The organism is Cellulomonas sp. (assembly GCF_015234515.1).
Classification (GTDB): domain Bacteria; phylum Actinomycetota; class Actinomycetes; order Actinomycetales; family Cellulomonadaceae; genus Cellulomonas.
Genome location: NZ_JADGMY010000023.1, coordinates 213,869 through 234,959, shown reverse-complemented (window position 1 = coordinate 234,959; position 21,091 = coordinate 213,869). Strand labels below are relative to the sequence as shown.

19 protein-coding genes are annotated in these 21,091 nt (G+C 72.8%); 8 read left to right on the top strand and 11 right to left on the bottom strand.

Annotated elements, in window-relative coordinates:
* Positions 1-4: 4 nt before the first annotated feature.
* Complete coding sequence (locus IR158_RS10035) at positions 5-472, bottom strand: ATP-binding protein (RefSeq protein WP_291812567.1); 468 nt, start codon at positions 470-472, stop codon at positions 5-7.
* A gap of 250 nt (positions 473-722) precedes the next feature.
* Here IR158_RS10035 and IR158_RS10030 point away from each other — a divergent pair, with 250 nt between their 5' ends.
* Entirely contained in the window at positions 723-1,898 is a 1,176-nt protein-coding gene (locus IR158_RS10030; RefSeq protein ID WP_366928440.1) for an RtcB family protein, read from the top strand.
* A gap of 582 nt (positions 1,899-2,480) precedes the next feature.
* Positions 2,481-2,687, top strand: a complete 207-nt coding sequence (locus IR158_RS10025; RefSeq protein ID WP_089802810.1) for a cold-shock protein — start codon at positions 2,481-2,483, stop codon at positions 2,685-2,687.
* A gap of 97 nt (positions 2,688-2,784) precedes the next feature.
* Here the strand turns inward: IR158_RS10025 and IR158_RS10020 are convergent, their stop codons facing one another.
* The 4 genes from IR158_RS10020 to IR158_RS10005 form a co-directional block, all read right to left on the bottom strand.
* Complete coding sequence (locus IR158_RS10020; protein ID WP_291812557.1) at positions 2,785-3,351, bottom strand: hypothetical protein; 567 nt, start codon at positions 3,349-3,351, stop codon at positions 2,785-2,787.
* Positions 3,352-3,412: 61 nt separating this feature from the next.
* Entirely contained in the window at positions 3,413-4,111 is a 699-nt protein-coding gene (locus IR158_RS10015) for a GNAT family protein (protein WP_291812555.1), read from the bottom strand.
* Positions 4,112-4,335: 224 nt separating this feature from the next.
* Positions 4,336-7,272 carry a glycoside hydrolase family 9 protein gene (locus tag IR158_RS10010; protein ID WP_291812553.1) on the bottom strand — a complete coding sequence of 979 codons (2,937 nt, stop codon included), beginning with the start codon at positions 7,270-7,272 and terminating at the stop codon, positions 4,336-4,338.
* A gap of 206 nt (positions 7,273-7,478) precedes the next feature.
* Positions 7,479-8,396 (bottom strand): hypothetical protein, encoded by a 918-nt coding sequence (locus IR158_RS10005; protein WP_291812551.1) that lies wholly within the window; start codon positions 8,394-8,396, stop codon positions 7,479-7,481.
* Positions 8,397-8,565: 169 nt separating this feature from the next.
* Here IR158_RS10005 and IR158_RS10000 point away from each other — a divergent pair, with 169 nt between their 5' ends.
* The gene (locus IR158_RS10000) at positions 8,566-9,105 is read left to right on the top strand and encodes a peptidylprolyl isomerase (RefSeq protein ID WP_291812549.1); all 540 of its coding nucleotides are present in this window, start codon (positions 8,566-8,568) and stop codon (positions 9,103-9,105) included.
* 16 nt (positions 9,106-9,121) lie between these two features.
* A complete protein-coding gene (locus IR158_RS09995) occupies positions 9,122-10,000 on the top strand; it encodes a rhomboid family intramembrane serine protease (RefSeq protein WP_291812547.1) in 879 nt (292 codons plus the stop codon).
* A 179-nt stretch (positions 10,001-10,179) separates the two neighbouring features.
* Here IR158_RS09995 and IR158_RS09990 read toward each other — a convergent pair whose 3' ends face one another.
* Positions 10,180-10,431 (bottom strand): cell division protein CrgA, encoded by a 252-nt coding sequence (locus IR158_RS09990; protein ID WP_291812544.1) that lies wholly within the window; start codon positions 10,429-10,431, stop codon positions 10,180-10,182.
* 189 nt (positions 10,432-10,620) lie between these two features.
* Here IR158_RS09990 and IR158_RS09985 point away from each other — a divergent pair, with 189 nt between their 5' ends.
* The 4 genes from IR158_RS09985 to IR158_RS09970 all read left to right on the top strand — a co-directional run bounded on the left by IR158_RS09985 (position 10,621) and on the right by IR158_RS09970 (position 13,101).
* The gene (locus tag IR158_RS09985) at positions 10,621-11,478 is read left to right on the top strand and encodes a DUF881 domain-containing protein (protein WP_291812542.1); all 858 of its coding nucleotides are present in this window, start codon (positions 10,621-10,623) and stop codon (positions 11,476-11,478) included.
* Positions 11,475-12,239 carry a class E sortase gene (locus tag IR158_RS09980; RefSeq protein ID WP_291812539.1) on the top strand — a complete coding sequence of 255 codons (765 nt, stop codon included), beginning with the start codon at positions 11,475-11,477 and terminating at the stop codon, positions 12,237-12,239. Before IR158_RS09985 ends, IR158_RS09980 begins: the two co-directional genes overlap by 4 nt.
* Positions 12,240-12,316: 77 nt before the next feature.
* Complete coding sequence (locus IR158_RS09975) at positions 12,317-12,481, top strand: hypothetical protein (protein ID WP_291813357.1); 165 nt, start codon at positions 12,317-12,319, stop codon at positions 12,479-12,481.
* On the top strand, positions 12,478-13,101 hold the full coding sequence (locus tag IR158_RS09970; RefSeq protein ID WP_291812537.1) for an aminodeoxychorismate/anthranilate synthase component II: 624 nt from the start codon (positions 12,478-12,480) through the stop codon (positions 13,099-13,101). The genes IR158_RS09975 and IR158_RS09970 overlap by 4 nt, the downstream gene beginning before the upstream one ends.
* A gap of 107 nt (positions 13,102-13,208) precedes the next feature.
* On the opposite strand, the gene pknB is transcribed toward IR158_RS09970, so the two are convergent.
* From pknB to IR158_RS09945, 5 genes are read right to left on the bottom strand one after another with little or no spacing between them, the layout of a single operon-like run.
* Complete coding sequence (gene pknB / locus IR158_RS09965) at positions 13,209-15,206, bottom strand: Stk1 family PASTA domain-containing Ser/Thr kinase (RefSeq protein WP_366928429.1); 1,998 nt, start codon at positions 15,204-15,206, stop codon at positions 13,209-13,211.
* A gap of 2 nt (positions 15,207-15,208) precedes the next feature.
* Complete coding sequence (locus IR158_RS09960) at positions 15,209-16,549, bottom strand: serine/threonine-protein kinase (RefSeq protein ID WP_291812533.1); 1,341 nt, start codon at positions 16,547-16,549, stop codon at positions 15,209-15,211.
* Positions 16,546-17,997, bottom strand: a complete 1,452-nt coding sequence (locus IR158_RS09955; protein WP_291812531.1) for a penicillin-binding protein 2 — start codon at positions 17,995-17,997, stop codon at positions 16,546-16,548. Before IR158_RS09955 ends, IR158_RS09960 begins: the two co-directional genes overlap by 4 nt.
* Entirely contained in the window at positions 17,994-19,628 is a 1,635-nt protein-coding gene (locus tag IR158_RS09950; RefSeq protein ID WP_291812529.1) for an FtsW/RodA/SpoVE family cell cycle protein, read from the bottom strand. Before IR158_RS09950 ends, IR158_RS09955 begins: the two co-directional genes overlap by 4 nt.
* Complete coding sequence (locus IR158_RS09945; RefSeq protein WP_291812527.1) at positions 19,628-21,091, bottom strand: Stp1/IreP family PP2C-type Ser/Thr phosphatase; 1,464 nt, start codon at positions 21,089-21,091, stop codon at positions 19,628-19,630. The genes IR158_RS09950 and IR158_RS09945 overlap by 1 nt, the downstream gene beginning before the upstream one ends.

Here is a 21,091-nt window from a genome sequence, read left to right as displayed (position 1 = left end):
TCGATCAGACCGCGAACGTCGCCCAGATGTTCTTCGTCCGCCCGGTCGCGTACCACCCGACCTCGAGCGACAGCTGCCGCGCCAGGTGCAGACCGAGCCCTCCCGCGCCCGTGATGCGGGCACCCGCGTAGACGGGCTCCGTCTCGGGGTCGTGGTCGGCGACGTCGATCAGCCACTGGTCCTGCCCGCGGGACAGCGTGACGATCGTCGGGGGCAGGCCGTGGGTGAGGGCGTTGGCGGCGAGCTCGGTCGCGATGAGGACGAGCTTGTCCGGCGTCGCCTCGAGGTCCTGGCGGACCGCGGTGGTCCCGGCCCCGATCTCGTCCGCCAGCTCGTGACGGAGCGTCCGCAGCTGCGCGGTGGACGCCAGCGCCCACTCACGCACGGGTTCGAACCGCGCCGGGGGCCTGCTGACGGGCAGCCCGGCGTCCGTGTCCGTGAGCACCAGCCGCTCGCGCCTGCCGTCGGTCAACTCCGCCTCCTGGGTGGTCCGGCATCGAGCGTCACAAACCCGGGCCCTTTCTGCATCCGGAACGACGGTCACTCCCCCACGGGAAAATGCGGTGACCTGGAGGGGGTGGGCCGTGGATCCTCCTCACGGCCCGGCGGACACCTCCGCCACCAGGTCCCGTCCCGGTCGCCCGGGTGTGATCCCCCGAAGGAGGGATGTCATGACCAGCACGTTCCCCGTCGAGCTGCGTGGTGCGGCCGCGTCCACGCTCATGTGGGCGCACGAGCACGACGTCGAGCCGGCGGCGCTCCAGCAGCTGCGGAACATCGCTTCGCTGCCGTGGGTCCACGGGGTGCGGGTCATGCCGGACGTCCACCTCGGCAAGGGTGCGACCGTCGGGTCCGTCATCGCGATGCGTGACGCGGTCTCCCCCAACGCCGTCGGGGTCGACATCGGGTGCGGCATGATCGGCGTCCGCACGTCCCTCGTCGCGGACGACCTGCCGGACGACCTGCACGCGTTGCGCACCGCGGTGGAGGCCCGCATCCCGGTGGGCTTCCACGCCCACGACGAGGCGGTGGACCTGCGTCGGCTGCGGCCCATCGGCGCCCGGGCCCGGACCGCCGAGGCGCTGCGGGGCGCCGACGCCTTCTGGGCGCGCTTCGACTCGCTGACGCCGCGTGTCCGGGACCTGGAGACCCGTGCACGCCGGCAGCTGGGCACGCTCGGCGGCGGCAACCACTTCCTGGAGGTCTGCCTCGACGAGGACGACACCGTGTGGCTGCAGCTGCACTCCGGGTCCCGGAACATCGGCAAGTCGCTGGCGGAGGTGCACGTGGCCGTCGCCAAGGACCTGCCGCACAACCAGGGGCTCGTGGACCGGGCCCTCGCGGTCCTGCTGGCCGGCACGCCGCAGATGGACGCCTACCTGAACGACCTGTGGTGGGCGCAGGAGTACGCGGCGCGGTCCCGTGCGGTGATGATGACGCTGTTCGTCGACGCCGTGCGGGCCACCTTCGCGGACCGTGACGTGACCTTCGAGGAGGTCGCGAACGTGCATCACAACTACGTCGCGACCGAGCACATCGACGGCGCCGACCTCGTCGTGACCCGCAAGGGTGCGATCCGGGCCGGAGCCGGCGACCTGGGCCTCATCCCGGGCTCGATGGGCACGGGGTCGTACATCGTCCGGGGCCTGGGCAACCCGGCGTCGTACTGGTCGGCGTCCCACGGCGCGGGGCGCAGGATGTCACGCAACGCGGCCAAGCGGACGTTCACGCTCGACGACCTCGCGGCCCAGACCGCGGGCGTCGAGTGCCGGAAGGACGCCGGGGTCCTCGACGAGATCCCCGGTGCGTACAAGGACCTCGACCAGGTCATCGCCGCCCAGGCGGACCTGGTGGAGGTCGTGGCCCGGCTCCGCACGATCGTCTGCGTCAAGGGCTGACGGCCTTCTGACCTGCACGGACGCGGCCCTCGGCACACCCTGGACACCCGGGTGCGCCGAGGGTCGTCAGCACGTGCGCGGACATCGTGATACTGTCTTCACTGCGTCATGCCGCGCGAATACCTCCGCGGCGCACTTCGGGCCTCAGCATCGAAGCGAGGACCATGCGCACCCGGCAGCACCGCTGTCGGTCAGGATCTCCGCCCACCCGGGTGCGGAGCGGAAGCAGAGAACATCACACACACCATCTTCGAGAGTCCCTCGGTCGCCGTAGCGCCGAGCGTGACCTCCGGACCGGCCGCCGTTTGGCGTGCCGCCGACGACGACCTCTGGGTCGGGACCGTCGGTGGCGAGTACGCGGGCATGATCGCCCGCCACCCCGACGGCTACCACGCCCACGACCGCTGGACGCGGCCCGTGGGTATCGCACCGACGTTCGACCGTGCGGCGTGCCTCCTGGCACCGGCTCGCACGAGCTCATCCCGAGCGCGTCGCACGTCGACCCTTCACCGTCTGCGTCCCTCGGGACGCGGCAACCGGCGCCGCACCAGCGCGCCGGCGGAACGAACGAGAGAAGACATCATGGCCACCGGCACCGTTAAGTGGTTCAACGCTGAGAAGGGGTTCGGCTTCATCGCCCCCTCGGACGGCTCCGCCGACGTGTTCGCGCACTTCAGCGCGATCGTCTCGACGGGCGGCTTCCGCACCCTCGAGGAGAACCAGCAGGTCGAGTTCGAGGTCACCCAGGGCCCCAAGGGCCTTCAGGCGTCGGACATCCGTCCGCTCTGAACCACGAGCACCCGAAGGCCGCGCAGCGACTCGCTGTGCGGCCTTCGTCGTTCCTGCGTGAGGGTGCGGCGGGCCGCTGCAGCCCTGCTCGGTGCGCTCAGCGGTGCACCCCGCGCCGGGCGCGCGCGACCACGTCCGCCAGCACGTCGTCGGCGTAGACGGCCACCGGGTCCTCGGTCACCAGACCGTCCTCGAGGGTCGACCACTGCCAGTGCGGGTGTACGTCCGCGGTCGCCGCGTCCTCCCGCAGCCGCAGGTCGATCAGGACCGCGTACCGGTACCCGAAGCGCTGCTGCACCGCGTGCGCGACCGTGAGGTCCGCCGCCCCGGGCGCGGCCGCCGACGCGTCGGCGGTCAGCTCGACGAGCAGCAGGTTGTGCTCCGGACCCAGCCGTCCGCGCTGGTGGACGATGAGGTGCGGCGGGCGCGTCCTGGACCCGTCGAGGCGGACCGACTCCTCCAGGACCATGCCCGAGCGGTCGTAGTCCGCGTCGACGTCCCACGACTTCTCGATCGTCCCGTGCAGGGCCCAGCCGAGGTGGAACGAGATCGTCCGGTCCGACGGCCGGCTCGTCCCGGCCGAGGGCGCGAAGAGCGTCCACCCGTCGACGAGCGTGGTGGTCAGTGCGATACGCACCCTGGCCTGCAGGTCGGCGAGCAGCATGACGGGACGTTACTCCCGCGCCGACGGCGCCGGACAGGACCTCCGACGCGCGGGGCGGGCGTCAGGCCATGCCCAGCTGCTCCCGGACGGGCTCCAGGCCCTCGATCGTCACGTCCAGGCGCAGCTCGTCCGGACGGGCGTCCCAGTCGGCGCGGTCCAGGACGTACAGCTGGCTGTCGACCGGCCCGCCCTCGCGCGCCTGGTGCAGCACGCCGTTCTCGCGGTAGCCGATCCTGCGGCTGACACCCGACGACCCGGGGTTGTCGACGAACGCCGAGCTCGTCGCGTGCAGGGCGTCGAACCCCTCGAAGAGCAGGTGCAGCATCAGCAGCCGCATGCGGGTGCCGACGCCGCCGTGCTGGTGCTGCAGACCGAGCCACGAGCCCGTCTCGGCAGTCCGTGTGACGAGGAAGTCCTTGGCGTACACGCCCTGCGTCCCCAGCGGCTCGCCGTCACGGACCACCGCGAGCTCGATCGCCCAGTCGGCCGGCGTGGTGCGCTGGCGCAGGCCCCACTGGTACGTCATGACGCTCCGTGCGACCTGGACGGGGGTCCCGCGGGTCCAGGGGACGAGGAACGGCATGTAGTCCTCGCGGTGCACGCCCTGCGACGCCACACGTGCCAGGTCGAGCAGCATCCGGTCGTCCGGCGCGCGCAGCTCGAGACCCCCGCCGACGACGCGCAGGCCGGTGAGCGGCCAGATGTCCGCGTCGCTGAGAGCTGGTGCGGCGGGCTGCGGGGGGAGGGGTGCGTCGCTCACCCTCGCAGCGTCCCGGCAGGACGGTGCGCGGTCAACCGCAAAGGGCCAGAGGGCGCCAGAGGGCGACGAGGGCGTCGCGCGCAACACGCGACGCCCTCGTGCGGCGTCCGACCGCCCCCGCGTCGGACGCCTCCCCGGGCGGGCGGAACGGGCCGCCCGCCCGGGTGGTGGATCGGTCCCGATCCGGCGACGTCGGGGGTCGAGCCGGACCGGGACCCGTCTGGTCACCCCGCGGCGCAGGTCGCGCCGTTGACCGCGAACGACGTCGGGGCGGTGTTCTGGCCGGTGTGCGAGCCGTTGAAGCCCAGGTCGACCGACGCACCGGGGGCGAGCGTGGCGTTCCACGCCGCACCCGTCGCGGTGACCGTCGTACCCGTCTGGGACCACGTCGCGCTCCAGCCCTGCTGGACCTTCTGACCGGCCGGGAGGTCGAACGTCAGGTTCCACGTCAGGGGAGCCGTGCCGGTGTTCCTCAGCTTCACCGACGCCGTGAACCCGGTGCTCCAGCTGTTGGCCGAGTAGGCGACGACGCACGACGACGGGGTCGTCGTGACCGTCGGCGTCGGCGAGGGCGTGCTCGACGGGGGGAAGAGCACGGTCTTGGTCACCCAGGGTGAGACCGAGCCGTCCGCGGCCACGGAACGCAGGTGCAGCGTGTACACGCCGAGCGGCGTGCCGGACAGGGTCCTCGACGTGGCCGTCCCGCGGTTCGGGTTCACGGAGCCGTTCGACCCGACGACCGCGGACTCGAAGGCGACCACCTGGGGCTCACCCGCCGGGGCGTCCCAGAGGAACTGGCCGACGAAGCCGGTCATGTCGATCATGAACCTGACGTTGGTCGGCACCGGCACCGTCGTCGGCCACTCGCCGGCCGCGGGGATGCTGACGGTCCTCACGACCCAGCCCGAGGTGCCCTCGGACGCCTGCGACCGCACGCGGATCGTGTGCTCCCCGGGTGCCAGGTCCAGCCGGTTGTACCAGGTGTTCTGCGTGCTCTGGACGGGCTCGTCGTCCAGCTGCGTCTGGTAGGCGGTGACGTCGGCGCCGATGGTCGGCTTGGTCCACGTCAGGCGCAGCTCGTCGCCCGCCGCCACGAGCCGCACGTCCTGCGGCGTCGCGATGATCGGGTTCATCGTCTCCGTGGGCGTCGGCGTCGGCGTCGGGGTGGGCGTCGGCGTCGGGGTGGCGGTGGGCGTCGGCGTCGGGTCCACCGAACCGTCCGGCACCGTGCCCCACAGCAGCGTGCCGCCCTCGTGGAGCGTGATGCCCTTCGTCTTGACGGGGTCTCCCGTGGCCGGCAGACCGTCGAACGACGGGTCGTTCGTGGCGTTCCACTGCAGCGTGCCCTGGACCCGGAACTGGATCTCGCGCCGGTGCTGCGACTGGCCACCGGGGTGGATGTTCTGCCCCGCGCAGCTGACCTCCGCGTAGTACAGCGAGCCGGACGCGTGCTTGATCGCCGCGGGCTGGCTGCCGCACTCGCTGTAGTTGGGCGAGACGGAGAGGCTCGAGGCAGGGACGCCCTCGTCGAGCGTGAACCAGTAGCGGATCGACGCGTTGGTCAGCGACCGCGCGGGGAAGGCCGACCGGTTGCGGATGATCGCCTTGACCTCGGTGAACGCACCGGACTGCGGCTGGTTGAGCTTCGCCTCGACGAAGAACTCGTCCTGGTCGGGCGTCTCCGCGGTCGGGAAGCCAGCCAGCGGCGTGCCGCCGTACTCCGCCGTCAGGTACGCCAGCGCGCTGGTGAAGCCGGCGTTGTAGTCGGTGGCCACCTCGTTGGCGACGTAGTCGCCGCGGTCGTCGGTGTACGCGTCGTTGGCCGTGCCGGGCCCGCCGACGAGGGCGCCGTAGAGCACGTGGCGCGTCTCGGCCGGGTCCTTGAGCGAGTCCAGCCACGACCCGTGCGCGGTGCGGTGGTGCGGGTTCTCGGGCGGGTTGGCGCCGAAGCCGACCACGTAGGACGCCTTGCGGGGGTTGTCGCCCAGCGCGTAGTTGATCTGCCGGACGCCGAAGTCGTGGTACCGCGCCTTGCGGGTGGTGTCCGTCAGCCAGTCGGCGTAGACGAGCGCGACGAAGGACGTGTTGGCGGCGTACCGCAGCGCGCCCCACGAGTCGAGGACGGCCATCCCGCCGGGGGAGTGGTTCACGCGGGCGCCGTTGACGCCGACGGTCCAGTAGTCCAGCCAGCGGTTCGCGTCGTCGACGTACTTCTGCTTGCCGGTCTCCATCGCGAGCAGCGCGTAGGTGGCGTACGACTTGTCGTCCCACGCGACGGTCCACTTGTAGGACTTGGTCGTCGTCTGGTTCTCGTTGCTGAGCTTGTCGTACTCCGACTCGGCCTTGGTCAGGTACGTCGCGTCACCCGTGGCCTTGTACAGCCAGTACGCACCCCACACGAGCTCGTCCTGGTAGCCCGACCACGACTTGTAGAACGACTGGGCGTCGGTGACGCAGTCGGAGTACTTGCCGCGGTACGTGTCGGCGAAGGAGTAGAGCTGCTTGGCGTGCGTCAGCAGGGTCGCCGAGTACGCCGCGTCGGAGGACTTGAAGACGATCGACGCGGACGCCATCGCGGCAGCGGTCTCGGCGGCGGCGTCCGAACCGGGGCAGGACGCGCTGATCTTGTAGGACGGGCGGGCCATCGTCATGACCTCGGCGGGGCCCCACCACTTGTGGTCGTCGTCGCCCTTGCCGACCTGCACGTAGAGCTCGTTGGGCGCGGTGTGCGCCTTGACGAAGTAGTCGTTGACGGCCCGCAGGTTGTCGCGCAGCTCGTCGGTCTGGCCGGCGTGCGTGTAGCCGGCCGGGCTCTCGATCGCACCCCAGGCGAGCATCGTGGCGGTGAACGCCATCGGCAGCCCGAACTTCACGTGGTCGCCCGCGTCGTACCAGCCGCCCGTGAGGTCCTTGCCGACGTCCTTGCCGTCGTCCATGCCCGAGTCCCCGCGCCAGGACACCGGGTAGTCGGCCGGCAGGTCGCCCGAGCGCTGCGCCTGGTAGAAGAACATCGACTTCTGCAGGGCCTCGGCGTAGTTGTACGCCGGAGCGGCCTGCGCCGCCTGCAAGGGCACCGTGAGTGCACCGGCGACGACCGCGACGGCGGCTGCGCCGGCCCACACCGCGCGGCTGCGCGGGCTGCGGGCGGAGGTGCGGGGCATGGCACGTCCCTTCAGACGGGGTAGAGCGCCGGGTGGAGCGCTCCCACAGGTGCCGCACCCGCGACGACGCCGACGTCGCACGGGGAGGAGACCTGCCGCTGATCGTGCTGACGCCGGGCGCCGACTGTCTATGTCTGAAACCTTTAGCCCGCACGCACGTCGGCCCCGGCCCGTCGGTGGACGGGCCGGGGCCGACGAACGTGCTGTCAGGACTCCTTGTCCACCACGGGGTCCGGGGTGTCCGTCGCGGGAGCGTCGGCCGCGGGCGCGGCGGCCGCGGGTGCCGCGGGTGCCTCGCCCGACGTGGCGTCACTGTCGTCCAGCTTCTTCGACACGGAGCGACGGGTTGCCCGACGCGCCGTCTCCTGCGCGGCCTGGCCGGCCTCCTTGGCCTTGTCGCCCAGCTCCTCCGTCGCCTGCGCGACGGCCCCGGCGGCCTCGCGGCTCTTGGCGACCGCGGCGCCGGCCGCCTCGCCGACCGCGTCCGCAGCGTCACCGACGGCGGTCTGCGCCCGGGCCTTGAGCGACTCCGAGCCGAGCGAGTCGGCCGGTTCCCACGGCTCGGCCCACGGGTCGGTGGTCGAGCGCGAGCGCATCCACGCGAACGCTGCGGCACCCGCGCCGGCGAGCCCGGCGACGATCCAGAACACCTTGGCGCCGGACCCCTTGCGCTCGGCCTTGGCGGCCTCCTTGGCGGCCTTCTGCGCCGCCTTCGCGAGCTTCTTCGACTGCTTGCCGGCCTGGCCGGCTGCGACACCGGCGGCGATCTCGGCCTGCGCGCCGGCCTTCGCGGCCGCCTCGTTCACGGCGGCGACGAGCTTGGGGATGAGCTCGTCGACGAGCTTGTCGTGCGCCGTGTCGATCGCCGGCGTCGCCATCCGGGCGGCCTTCTCCACCTGGGGGGCCGCGCTCTTCACGCTCTCCTTGTAGAGGTGGTCGACGTGCGGGAGCAGCCAGGCGACGAAGGCCTCGACCCGGGGCGTCGTCCACTCCTTCGCGTGCCCCGCCGCGTCACCGGCTCTCCCTGCTGCATCCTTGGCGCCGTCGGCGAGCGAGGCGCCGATCACGGCGGCCTGCGTCTTGAGCCGTTCGGTGTCCACGTCGATCTTCGGACGATGGGTCATGTGCCACTCCCGCGCTGTCTCGGCTGGTCTCGGCTGGGTCGGGTCGACGTCCTGACCAGACACTCTGCCACTGTCCGTGCCGTCGTGCCCGCGCGAAACGGCGGTTCGCCGACGGCGAATCCGCTGCGTGCCAGGGCGCGCGGTCCGTGCCGGGTGCCAGACTGGCCCCATGTTCGCGACCATCCACACGTCCGCCGGTGACATCCGGGTCGAGCTCTTCGAGAACCACGCGCCGCGCACCGTCGAGAACTTCGTCGGCCTCGCGCAGGGCACCAAGGAGTGGACCGACCCGTCCACCGGAGCACCCCGCACCGACCCGCTGTACTCCGGCGTGGTCTTCCACCGTGTCATCCCCGACTTCATGATCCAGGGCGGCGACCCGCTGGGCAACGGCCGCGGCGGCCCCGGCTACCAGTTCGACGACGAGATCCACCCCGAGCTCACGTTCTCGGAGCCCTACCTGCTGGCCATGGCGAACGCCGGCAAGCAGCTCAACCCCGTGACCGGCAAGGTCGGCGGCACCAACGGCTCGCAGTTCTTCATCTCCGTCGCTCCCACGACGTGGCTGAACGGCAAGCACACGATCTTCGGCAAGGTCGCGGACGAGGAGAGCCGCAAGGTCGTCGACGCGATCGCCGCGACGCCGACGCGCCCCGGCGACCGCCCGGTGCAGGACGTCACGATCACGTCCATCACGGTGGAGAGCTGACATCAGCATCCCTGACGTGCCGGGCGGCCCCGTCGCGGGGTCGCCCGGCGTGCCCGGTGACGGGACCGGGCAGCCGCCCGTCTGCCCGCGCCACCCGGACCGGGTCGCGTACGTCCGCTGCCAGAGGTGCGGACGCCCCGCCTGCCCGGAGTGCCAGCGGCCCGCGCCGGTGGGCGTCCACTGCGTCGACTGCGTCGCCGAGGCGGCGCGGACGTCCCGTGAGGGGCGCACCGCCTTCGGTGGCCGGGTCCGGGGCGGACGTCCCGTCGTCACGCTGACGATCATCGGGCTGTGCGCGGCGTCCTACGTGCTGCAGCTCGCCGTGCCCGGGTGGACGTCCCGCTGGGCGTTCAGCCCGGTCGCCGGGGCCTACGAGCCGTGGCGCTTCCTCACGGCCGCGTTCCTGCACTCGCCCGGCCAGGTCTTCCACATCCTGTTCAACATGATCGCGCTGTGGATGGTCGGCCCGTACCTCGAGTCGACGCTCGGGCGTGGCCGGTTCGCGACGTTGTACCTGGTCAGCGCGCTGGGCGGCTCGGTCGGGGCCGTGCTGCTCGCACCGGCGACGGGCACGTGGCTCACGGCGATGGTCGGCGCCTCGGGTGCCGTCTTCGGGATGTTCGGGGCGGTGCTCGTCGTCCTGCGCCGCACGGGCCGCGACGCGGGGCCCATCATCGGCATCCTGGTGCTCAACGGCGTCCTGGGCTTCGTCCTGCCCGGGATCGCCTGGCAGGCGCACCTCGGCGGCCTGGTGGTCGGCGCGCTGCTCGGTGCCGCCTACGCGTACGCCCCGCGGGACCGACGGGCGCTCGTGGGGTGGGCCGCGCCGGTGGCCCTCGTGGTCGTGCTCGCGGTCGTGACGTGGACGATGTACACGTCGTACGGCGTCCTCTGACGAACGACAGGTCCCGCGGGAACCGGCCCCTCCCCAGAGTTACTCACACCTGTGGAATTACACCCGTGTAGTTCTCCACAGGTATGTGCACCGCCTGTGGACAACAAGCATGGCCGTCTGTGGACGAGGCTGTGGGCACCTACCACCCACAGCCTCGCTCCGGGAACGCGTGGGACGTCTCAGCGCCAGCGCGTGAGCATCCCGAAGCCGACGATGATGACCGTGAAGCCGATGGCGAGGTTCCACTGGCCGATGCCCGGGACGGGGTAGCCGGCGCCCGGCGACAGGTACGTGACGACGAGCCACACGAGCCCGAGGATCATCAGACCCAAGGACACGGGCAGGAACCATCGCGGCAGGGGCTTGGGTGCGGAGGCCTTCGACGGCGGCGGGGTGTACGTCGCCTTCTTGCGCGACTTCGACTCGGGCACGGGTGGGCTCCTGTCTGCGACGGTGCGGTGGGCAGGCGGGGCATCGACGTCACCGGGACCGCGGGTACGGTGGGCCGTCCGGGTGCGTTGGTGTCGTCGACCTGCGGACCGGTGTCGGCGTGCGCCGAACGTGACCTAGCGTAGTGCTGTCGTCCCGCTGCCCGTGCGGGCTCTGGCGGAGGGAGCGGCATGGCATCGAGCTCCGACCCCCGCGCGCCCCGGGCACGCCGCGTCGGCCTGTGGCGCGGCGCCGTCTCCGTGGGGCTCGTCCTCGGCCTGTCCGGCCTGATGTTCACCGTCAACGCGCGCAGCACCGGGGACGACGACGGTCGTCACCCGCAGGACCTGCGCGAGCTGGCGCTGAAGCAGGCGACGACGGTCCAGGACCTGTCCGCCGAGGTGGACGAGCTGCGCTCCGAGGTCGAGCGCCTCACCGCCGAGCAGAACGCCCTGGCCGGTCGTCCGGTCCTGACCGGCGGAGCGGGTGACCTCGTCGCGGCCGGGTCGACCCCCGTCACCGGTCGCGGCCTGCGCGTGGCGCTCGACGACGCGCCCTTCGACGTCCGCAACGAGGACGTGCGCCCCGACCTGCTCGTCGTCCACCAGCAGGACATCCAGTCGGTCATGAACGCCCTCTGGGCCGGCGGCGCGGAGGCGATGGGCCTCATGGACCAGCGGGTCGTGTCCACGACGGGCGTGCAGTGCCAGGGCAACGTGCTGCGGCTGCACGGACGCATGTACTCGCCCCCGTTCGTCATCACGGCCATCGGGGACCCGGACCGGCTCCGGGCCTCGCTCGCCGACGACCCCGCCGTCAGCACCTACGTGCGGCACGCGGCCGAGCTGGGTCTGGGGTGGGACGTCGAGACCCGCGACGCCCTGGAGCTCCCCGCGTACTCCGGCGCGACCGAGCTGACCTGGGCGCGGGTGCCCGACGACGTCGAGGTGCTGCCCGGGCTCGCGGAGCCCACCTCGCAGCCGTCCGAGCCGCCGGTCCCCGCGAACGCGGCAGCGACCCGTCCGACGACCGTGGGGGACCCGCTGTGAGCACACCGCCCGTCGTCGTGCGCCCGCCGGCGAACTCCCGCTCGGCGCGCACGCCCAGGTCGTCCGTCGTCTACGGCGTGGTCGGCGTGGTCGGCGAGCTGCTCATCACGATCGGTGTCCTGCTGCTCGGCTTCCTGGTCTGGCAGCTGTGGTGGACGGACGTCGAGGGCAACGCGGTGCAGGCGGAGATCGTGCAGGACCTGGGCTTCGAGGAGCCCCCCGCGACCGAGGCCGACGACGGCGTCGCGGAGCCGCGCCGTGACGAGCCCCCGGTGATCGACGAGCCCGCGCACGCCACGTCGTTCGCGACGCTGCAGGTGCCGCGCTGGGTCGGCGAGCAGGAGCGCCCCATCTCGCAGGGCACCGACCGCCCGACCGTCCTCGACGTCCTGGGCATCGGTCACTACGAGGGCACGGCGATGCCGGGCGGCCTCGGCAACTTCGCGCTCGCCGGGCACCGCGTGACGTTCGGCAAGCCGTTCAACCGCATCGAGGAGCTGCAGGTCGGCGACCCGTTGGTCGTGCGGACCGCGGACACCTGGTACGTCTACAGGGTCACCTCGACGGAGGTCGTCATGCCGGCCGACGTCCGCGTCATCGCACCCGTGCCCAACGAGCCGGGCGGCGAACCGACCGAGCGGTACATCACCCTGACGACCTGCCACCCCATGTTCTCCGCGCGCGAGCGGTACGTCGTCCACGGCGTGCTCGACTACTGGGCACCCGTGGCCGACGGCACCCCCTCCGAGCTGCTCGGGTGACGCCGTGAGGAGCACGTGACGACGGGCGACGTGATCGGCAGGCGGGACCGGGCTGGGCGGACGACGACGGGAGGCTCATGATGTACGGATGGTTGTGGCGGCACCTGCCGGGCCCTGTGCCCGTGCGGGTGCTCCTCGCGGCCGTGCTCGTCGCAGCGGTCCTCGCGGCGTGCTTCCTGTGGGTGTACCCGGCGATCGCGCCGTTCATGCCCTTCAACGAGACCACGGTGGGTGAGGGATGACGCGGATCCTCGTCGTCGACAACTACGACTCGTTCGTCTACACGATCGTCGGCTACCTCGACCAGCTCGGGGCGAAGACCGAGATCGTGCGGAACGACGCGGTGCCGCCGGCGGCCGAGCGCGCCGCGTACGACGGCGTGCTCGTCTCGCCCGGCCCCGGCACGCCCGCGGACGCCGGAGCGAGCACCCAGGTGATCCGGGACTGCGCCGCCGCCGGCACGCCCATGCTCGGCGTCTGCCTGGGCCACCAGGCCCTGGGCGAGGTCTTCGGTGGCACCGTGACGCACGCACCCGAGCTCATGCACGGCAAGACCAGCCCGGTCGAGCACGACGGGCAGGGCGTCCTGGCCGGGCTGCCGACGCCGTTCACCGCGACGCGCTACCACTCGCTCGCGGTGGTCGACGGCACGTTCTCCGACGAGCTGGTCGTCACGGCGCGCACCAACGGCATCATCATGGGACTGCAGCACCGCGAGCTGCCGCTGCACGGCGTGCAGTTCCACCCGGAGTCGGTGCTCACCGAGGGCGGGCACCGGCTGCTCGCCAACTGGCTGCAGGTCTGCGGCGCGGCCGACGCGGTCGAGCGGTCGCAGGGCCTGCACCCGCTCGTGCGTCTCTGACGCCGCCGCAGCGACGCCGCTCGTAGCGGGAGCACCCGCCACCGCGACGACGAACGCCCCGGCCTTCCGGCCGGGGCGTTCGTGTGCTGCTGGGTTCCTGCCGGTCCTCAGTTGTCGTTGCCGGGCGTCGCGCTGGCGCTCGGCCCGGGGTTGTTGCCGTTGTTGTTGGGGGCCGGCCCGCGCGAGATCCGGAGCGTCACCCGCTGCTCCTTGGCGATCTGCGTACCACCGCTCGGGTCGGACGACACGACGGTGCCCTGCGGCTCGTCCGACTGCACCTCCTCGGAGGTCACGCTCGTCAGGCCGACGGCCGCGAGGGCCTGCACGGCCTGGTCGTAGGTCATGCCGCGCAGGTTCGTCGGGACCGTCGCGGTGGTGGCGGCCTCGGCGATGCCCAGCTTGATCGTCGTGCCCTGCGGCACGATCACGTCCGCGCGGTCCTGCGAGACGACGGTGCCCTCGGGTTCCGTCGACTCCTCACCGGTCGTGCTGACGCGCAGGCCCAGCGCCTCCAGCTCCGCCACGGCGTCCTCCTGGTGCTTGCCCCTGACGTCCGGCACGACGATGGTCCCGGACGACACGAACAGCGTGACCGCGTCGCCCGCCTTCGCGGGGCTGTCCGCCGCCGGGTCGGTCCTGATGACGCGGCCCTTCGCGATCGTCGGGTGGTCCTCGGTCTGCCGCGTCGGCGACACGGTGAGGTCTGCCGCCTCGAGGATCTTGACGGCCTCCGCCTCGGTCTTGTCCGCGACGTTCGGCACCGTCACCTCGGCGGGTCCGGTCGAGATGTAGACCGTGACCTGGGACTCCTTGTCGACCGGGGTGCCCTCGGGCGGGTCGGTGCGCGTGACGAGGCCGGCCGCGACGTCGCTGGGCTCCTGAGCGGGCTCGGGGCGCAGGTCTGCCTCCCGCAGGGCAGCGAACGCCTCCTCCTGCTGCAGCCCGGTGACCGCGGGGATGTCGACCTTCGTCTCGGCGGGCGGGGTCTGGTTGGCGACGATCGCCGCGATGATGCCGCCGACGGCCAGCAGGGCGACGAGCGCCAGCACCCAGATCAGCCAGGGCCGCTTCTTCTCCTCCTCGGCGTCCTGCTCCGTCTCGGTCGTCGTGGCCAGACCGGTGGCACCCCACGGGGAGGTCGCCGGCGGCATCGCCTGCGTCGCGGCGACCGGGGGTGCCATGACCTGGGTGGTGTCGCCCGTGGGGACCGCCGCCATCGCCGCACCGACCGCGGGGGCGCTGACCTGGCCACCCCGCAGGACGGCCTCGAGGTCGGCGCGGAACTCCGCGGCCGTCGAGTAGCGCGCGTCGCGCTCCTTGGCGAGCGCCTTGAGCGTGATGCGGTCGAGCGACTCCGGCAGGTCGGACGCGATCGTGCTGGGCACGGGCGGCATCTCGCGGACGTGCTGGTAGGCGACGGCCACGGGGGAGTCGCCGACGAAGGGGGGACGGCCCGTGAGCAGCTCGAACAGCAGGCAGCCCGTGGAGTACAGGTCGGAGCGGGCGTCGACCTGCTCGCCGCGCGCCTGCTCGGGGGAGAGGTACTGGGCGGTGCCGATGACGGCCTGCGTCTGCGTCATCGTCGCCGCGGAGTCCGCCACGGCACGCGCGATGCCGAAGTCCATGACCTTGACCGCACCCGTGGGGGTGATCATGACGTTCGCGGGCTTGATGTCCCGGTGCACGATGCCCGCGTGGTGCGAGTACTCCAGCGCCGACAGGACGCCGGCGGTGATCTCGATCCCCTCGTCGATGGGCACCGCGTGGCCGTCGCGCAGGATGTCCCGCACGGTGTGACCCTCGACGTACTCCATGACGATGAACGGCACGTGCGCGACGTTGCCGGACGGCTCGGTGAAGACGTCCTCGCCGGTGTCGTAGACCGCGACGATCGCGGGGTGGTTGAGCGCGGCCGCCGACTGCGCCTCCCGGCGGAAACGCGCCTGGAAGGACGGGTCACGTGCCAGGTCGGAGCGCAGGATCTTGATGGCGACCGTGCGTCCCAGGCGCGTGTCGTGCCCGATGTGCACCTCGGCCATGCCGCCGCGCCCGATGAGCTCGCCGACCTGGTACCTGCCGGCGAGGATGCGCGATCCGTCGTCCACCACTAGGAGTCCTTCACTTCAGTCGGTCGCGGACCGCCGGCGCCTGCCGGTGATCCGTCTGCCGGGCCGGCCGTACCGGCCCCGGTGGGTTCTGCGGCGATCATCCCACCTGGTGGGCCGCCATGAGGGTACTCGGCGGTGACGGAGCCCACGGACGGGCCCGCCGGGCCGGAGCCCAGGAGTCGGTCGGCGAGTGCTGCGCCGAGCATCGCGACGAGGACGAGGACCAGCGCGACGAGCGGCAGCCGGAGGCGGCGCACCCAGGTGACAGCCGTGGTCAGGAGGTCGTCGGACACCCGGTCCGCCGGCATCGCGCGCCGGTCCCGCCGCGAGACGTCGCCGCTCGGGCCCGGCGCGCGGCCCGCGCGCTCGCGGCGCGACGGCGGGTAGGACGGCGGTGTCCCGGCTCCGGCCTGCGCAGCGTGCGCGGTGTCCGACGCGGTACGCGGCCTCGTCGCGACACGTCGCTCCTCGCGCGCGGGGGCGGGCCTGCTCACCAGGACCGCGACGCCCGACGGCGGCGTCTGCGGCATCAGGCGGTCCAGGAGACCCGCCAGCTCCTCGCCCGACGCCGGGCGATCCGCAGGCTCCTTCGACAGCAGCCGCAGCACCAGTGCCGCGAGCTTCTTGTCGACCGACGCGGGCAACGGCGGCACCGGGTCGTTGACGTGCGCGACCGCGATGTCCACGGCCGTCGGCCCCGTGAACGGCCGCTTGCCCGCCAGCCCCTCGTACGCGACGACGCCCAGGGAGTACAGGTCCGACAACGGGGTCGCGGGCCGCCCGACGGCCTGCTCGGGCGACAGGTACTGGGCCGTGCCCATGACCATGCCCGTCGCGGTCATCGTCTTCTGGTCGGCGGCCAGCGAGACGCCGAAGTCCGTGATCTTCACCTTGCCGGAGCGTGCCAGCAGGATGTTGCCGGGCTTGACGTCCCGGTGGACGACGCCCGCCAGGTGCGCGGCGTGCAGCCCGCGGGCCGTCTGCGCGAGCATCGGCAGCAGGCGCCGCGGCGGCAGCACCGGCTCGCGCTCGAGCAGGTCGGACAGCGGCTCGCCGACCACCAGCTCCATGACGAGGTACGCCGAGCCGTCCTGCTCCCCGTAGTCGAACAGCGCCGCGATGTGCGGGTGGTGCAGCGCGGCGGAGTTGCGGGCCTCGGTGCGGAACCGCTCGAGGAAGCCGGCGTCGCCCGCGAACTCGTCGCGCAGCACCTTGACGGCCACCGCGCGTGCGAGCGCGTCGTCGTTGGCCTCCCAGACCTCGCCCATGCCGCCGACGGCGATGCGGCGCAGCAGCCGGTAGCGGCCACCGCCGAGCGCGACACCCGGTGCGGTCCTCACGACGCGAGCACCGCCTCGATCACGGCACGCGCGATGGGCGCGGCGACCGCGCCACCGGTCGCCTCGTTGCCCAGGCTGCCGCCGTTCTCGACGATCACGGCCACCGCCACCCGCGGCGCCTCGGCCGGTGCGAACGCGGTGAACCACGCGTGCGGGGGCTGGCCCTCGACGGTCTGGGCCGTGCCGGTCTTGCCCGCCACCTGCACGCCGTTGATGCGGGCGGCCTTCCCGGTGCCGGAGTCGACCACACCGACCATCATCTGCGTCAGGGCGCTCGCCGTGGACGCCGACACGGCGTCGGAGAGCACCTGGGGCTCGGTGGTGGACACGACGGTGAGGTCGGCGGCGCGCACGGTGTCGACCAGGAACGGGGTCATGAGCCGTCCCCCGTTGGCGATCGCGGACGCGACCATGGCCATCTCCATGGGGGACGCCTGCACGTCGCGCTGGCCGATCGCGGACTGCGCGAGCTGCGCGGGGTCGAGGTCGGAGGGGAACACCGACTCCACGACCGGCATGGGCACCGTGAGCTCCGGGTCGTGGAATCCGAACCGCTCGGACTGCTCGCGGAGCGCGTCCTCGCCGAGCGTCATGCCGAGGCTCGCGAACGCGGTGTTGCACGAGATGCGCAGCGCCTCCGCGAGGCTGATCTGCTCGCCGCCGCAGCTGCTGCCGCCGAAGTTGCCGATCGTCGCGGACGTCTGCGGCAGGGTCAGCGTCGTGGGGGACGGCACGGCGGTGTCGGCCGTGTACTGCCCGGACTCCAGGGCGGCTGCGGCGGTCACGAGCTTGAACGTGGACCCGGGCGCGTAACGCTCCTGGACCGCGTTGGAGCGCAGCGGATTGCCGGGGGCCTGGTCGAGCGCGCGGTACTGGGCGGCGGCCTCGCTGGTCGAGTGCACGGCCAGGACGTTGGGGTCGAAGCCGGGGGTGGACACCATCGCCAGGATCCGCCCGGTCGACGGCTCGATGGCGACGACCGCGCCGCTCTGGCCGGCCAGCCCGGCGAACGCCGCCTGCTGCGCCGCGGGCACGATGGTCGTCTCGACCGCGGCGCCCTCGGGCCGCTTGCCGGTCAGCAGGTCGCGGATCCGCGTGAAGAACAGCTGGTCCGACCGGCCGGTGAGCTGGTCGTTCTCGTACTTCTCCAGCTCGCTGCGCCCGTTGGCGATCGAGTAGAAGCCGGTCACCGCGGAGTACAGGTCGCCCTGCGGGTAGACGCGCTGGTACCCGAACGGGTCGTCGACGGGGACCGAGGACGCGATCGCCTCGCCGCCGGCGACGATCGGTCCGCGCGCGTTGCCGTGCTCCCGGTACAGCGTGCGGACGTTGCGGGGGTCGGTGTTCAGCGACTCCGCCTGGAAGAACTGCACCCACGTCGCCGAGGCCATGAGGGCCACGAACATGACGAGCGTGATGGTCGCGAGGCGACGCAGGGGGGTGTTCATCGCGTCTCGCCTCCCCGGTGGTCGGTGTCGCGGCCGTCGGGGTCGCGCCCGTCCGGCTCGTCCGGGATCAGCGGGTCGGCGCCCAGGTGCTCGGTGGGGCTGTCGTCGGGCACCGGGCCGGTGTCGACGACGGCGCCGGACGTGCGGACCGGCGCGTCCCCGACCACCACCGGCGTGCCGGCCGCGGGAGTGCCCGTGCGCCCCGTGCTGCGCCCGCCACCCACCGGCCGGGAGCGGCCGGCTGCGGACAGCGGGATGCCGATGTCCGGGGTCGCGACCGCGCGCACGGCCGGGACCGGCCGACGCGCCTCGTCGGAGATCCGTAGCAGCAGGGCCGCGATGATCCAGTTGGCCACCAGGGACGACCCGCCGTACGCGAGGAAGGGTGTGGTCAGGCCCGTGAGCGGGATGAGTCGCGTCACGCCGCCGACGACGACGAACAGCTGGAACGCCACGACGAACGACAGGCCGCCGGCGAGCAGCTTGCCGAACCCGTCGCGGACGCCGATCGCCGTCCGCAGGCCGCGGGACACGAAGATCGTGTAGAGCAGCAGGATCGCCAGGAGCCCCGTGAGGCCGAGCTCCTCACCGAGGGCCGCGACGATGAAGTCCGAGTAGGAGAACGGCACGAGGTCGGGCCGACCCTGGCCGAGGCCGGTGCCGAACAGCCCCCCGTTGGCCATGCCGAACAGCCCGTACACCAGCTGCCCGGAGCCGCCCGGGTCGCGGCTGAAGATCTCGTCGTCGAGCGCGTGCAGCCACACGTCGAACCGCGCGCCGACGTGCCCGAACGTCGCCGCGGCGACACCCGCGCCCCCGACGAACAGCACGAGCCCGATGATGATCCACGAGGTCCGCTCGGTCGCCAGGTACAGCACGGCGACGAACAGCCCGAAGAAGAGCAGCGACGTGCCGAGGTCGCGCTGCAGGACGAGGACCGCGAGGGACGCCACCCACACCAGGATGATCGGGCCGAGGTCGCGGGCCCGTGGCAGCTGCAGGCCCAGCACGCGCTTGCCGGCCAGCGCGAGGGTGTCGCGGTGCGTCACGAGGTAACCGGCGAAGAACACGGCGAGCGCGATCTTCGCGAACTCGGCGGGCTGCATGCCGACCGGCCCGACGCGGACCCAGATGCGGGCCCCGTTGATGGTCTGACCGAGCCCGGGGACCAGCGGCAGGACGATGAGCACGAGCGCCGCGACCATCGCCGTGTAGGTGTAGCGGCGCAGCGTGCGGTGGTCGCGCAGGAACCACAGGACCGCGATCGCCAGGGCGACGGAGATGGCCGTCCACGCGAGCTGGCGGTCGGCGATGTCGGCCTCCGACCGGCCGCGCTCCGCGTAGGCGATGGAGATCCGGTAGATCATCGTCAGGCCGATGCCGTTGAGCGCGACCGCGATCGGCAGGATCACGGGGTCCGCCCACGGCGCGCGCAGCCGCAGCACCACGTGCATGACCAGCGCGAGCACGGTGGTGCCGACCGCGTACGCGATGACGTGCGGCGGCACGGACCCCGTCGCGCCGAGGCCCGCCAGGACGTACCCCGCGATGCCGATGCCCAGGGCCGGGACGAGCAGGAGCAGCTCGGTCCCTCGCCCGGGCCGGACCCGGTGCGGCTGGACGGTGGCCATCACAGCGCTGGGGCGACCGCGGGCGGGCCGGGGGTCGGGGCACCGGCGTTCGGCTCGGGGACGTCCGGGGGCGGGATCACGGGCTCGACGGACTGTGCCGGCAGGGTCGCGTCCGGTGCGGGCGTCAGCGTGGGCGAGGGGGTGACCGTGGGCGACGGCTTCGGCACGGCTCCGTCGGCCAGCATGTCGACCAGGCGACGCGCCTCGTCGAGGGACCCGGCGGAGATCGTGCGCTCCACGCGCTCGCGCAGGTAGGCGGGCAGCTCGTCGACCTTCACGTCGGACGTCTCGACCAGCGACGCGAGCTCCACAGGGCCGAGCGACTGCGGGATGCCGCGGTAGACGGCGACCGTCCCGTCGGGCGCGCCCACGAAGTACTGGGTCTGTGTCCACAGGTACGCGCCGGCGAGGGCGGCGACCAGCGCGACGCCCACGGCGACCCAGGTCAGGGCGAGGCCACGGCGGCGGGGCGCGGGCTCCAGCGGCTCGTCCTCGTCGTCGCCCGCCCGTTCCGGGCCGTCGTCGGGGGAGGAGGGCGGCGGGTCGTCCCCGTCGCCGGTGTCGTCGCCGCGCGCGTCGTCGTCCGACGCGCCGGCCTCCGAGCGTGCCTTGCGGCTCAGTCGCGCGGCACGTGCGGCCGGGCCGTCCGCGGCGGCCGACGGACGGTTGCGGCTGACTGCGGCCGCCCCGACGACGGCGCTGGCGGTCGACGGCATCGCCCCGTCCGCCAGGGAGTCGAGCTCGACGACGTCCGCGATGACGACGGTCACGTTGTCCGGGCCGCCGGCGCGCAGGGCGAGCTGCACCAGCCGGTCGGCGCACGCGTCGACGTCCTCGATCTCGGCCAGCGTCTCGGCGATCGTCTCGGCGGAGACGTAGCCCGAGAGCCCGTCCGAGCACAGCAGCCACCGGTCGCCCGGCCGCGCCTCGCGCACCGACAGGTCCGCCGTCACGTCGCTGTCGAAGTCCCCGAGGACGCGCATGACGACCGACCGCTGCGGGTGGTGCTCGGCCTCCTCGGGCGTGATGCGGCCCGTGTCGACCAGGTGCTGCACGAACGTGTGGTCGGTGGTGACCTGCGTGAGCGTGCCCTCGCGGAACAGGTAGCCGCGCGAGTCGCCCAGGTGCACCATCGCGAGCTTGTTGCCGGCGCGCAGGATCGCCGTCACGGTCGTGCCCATGCCCGCCAGGTCCGGCTCGGCGTCGCTGCGCGCGATGATCTCGGAGCGGGCGTCGTCCAGGGCGGTCTCGAGCTCGTCGAGGGCGTCGTCGGGACCGTGCGACTCCCCGTCGAGGGGTGCCAGCGCGGCGACAGCCACGGACGAGGCGACGTCGCCGCCCGCGTGCCCGCCCATGCCGTCGGCGACGACGAGCAGGTGGGGACCCGCGTAGGCGGAGTCCTGGTTGTCCGAGCGGACGAGGCCGACGTCGGAGCGTGCGGCGTAGCGCAGGGCGACTGTCAC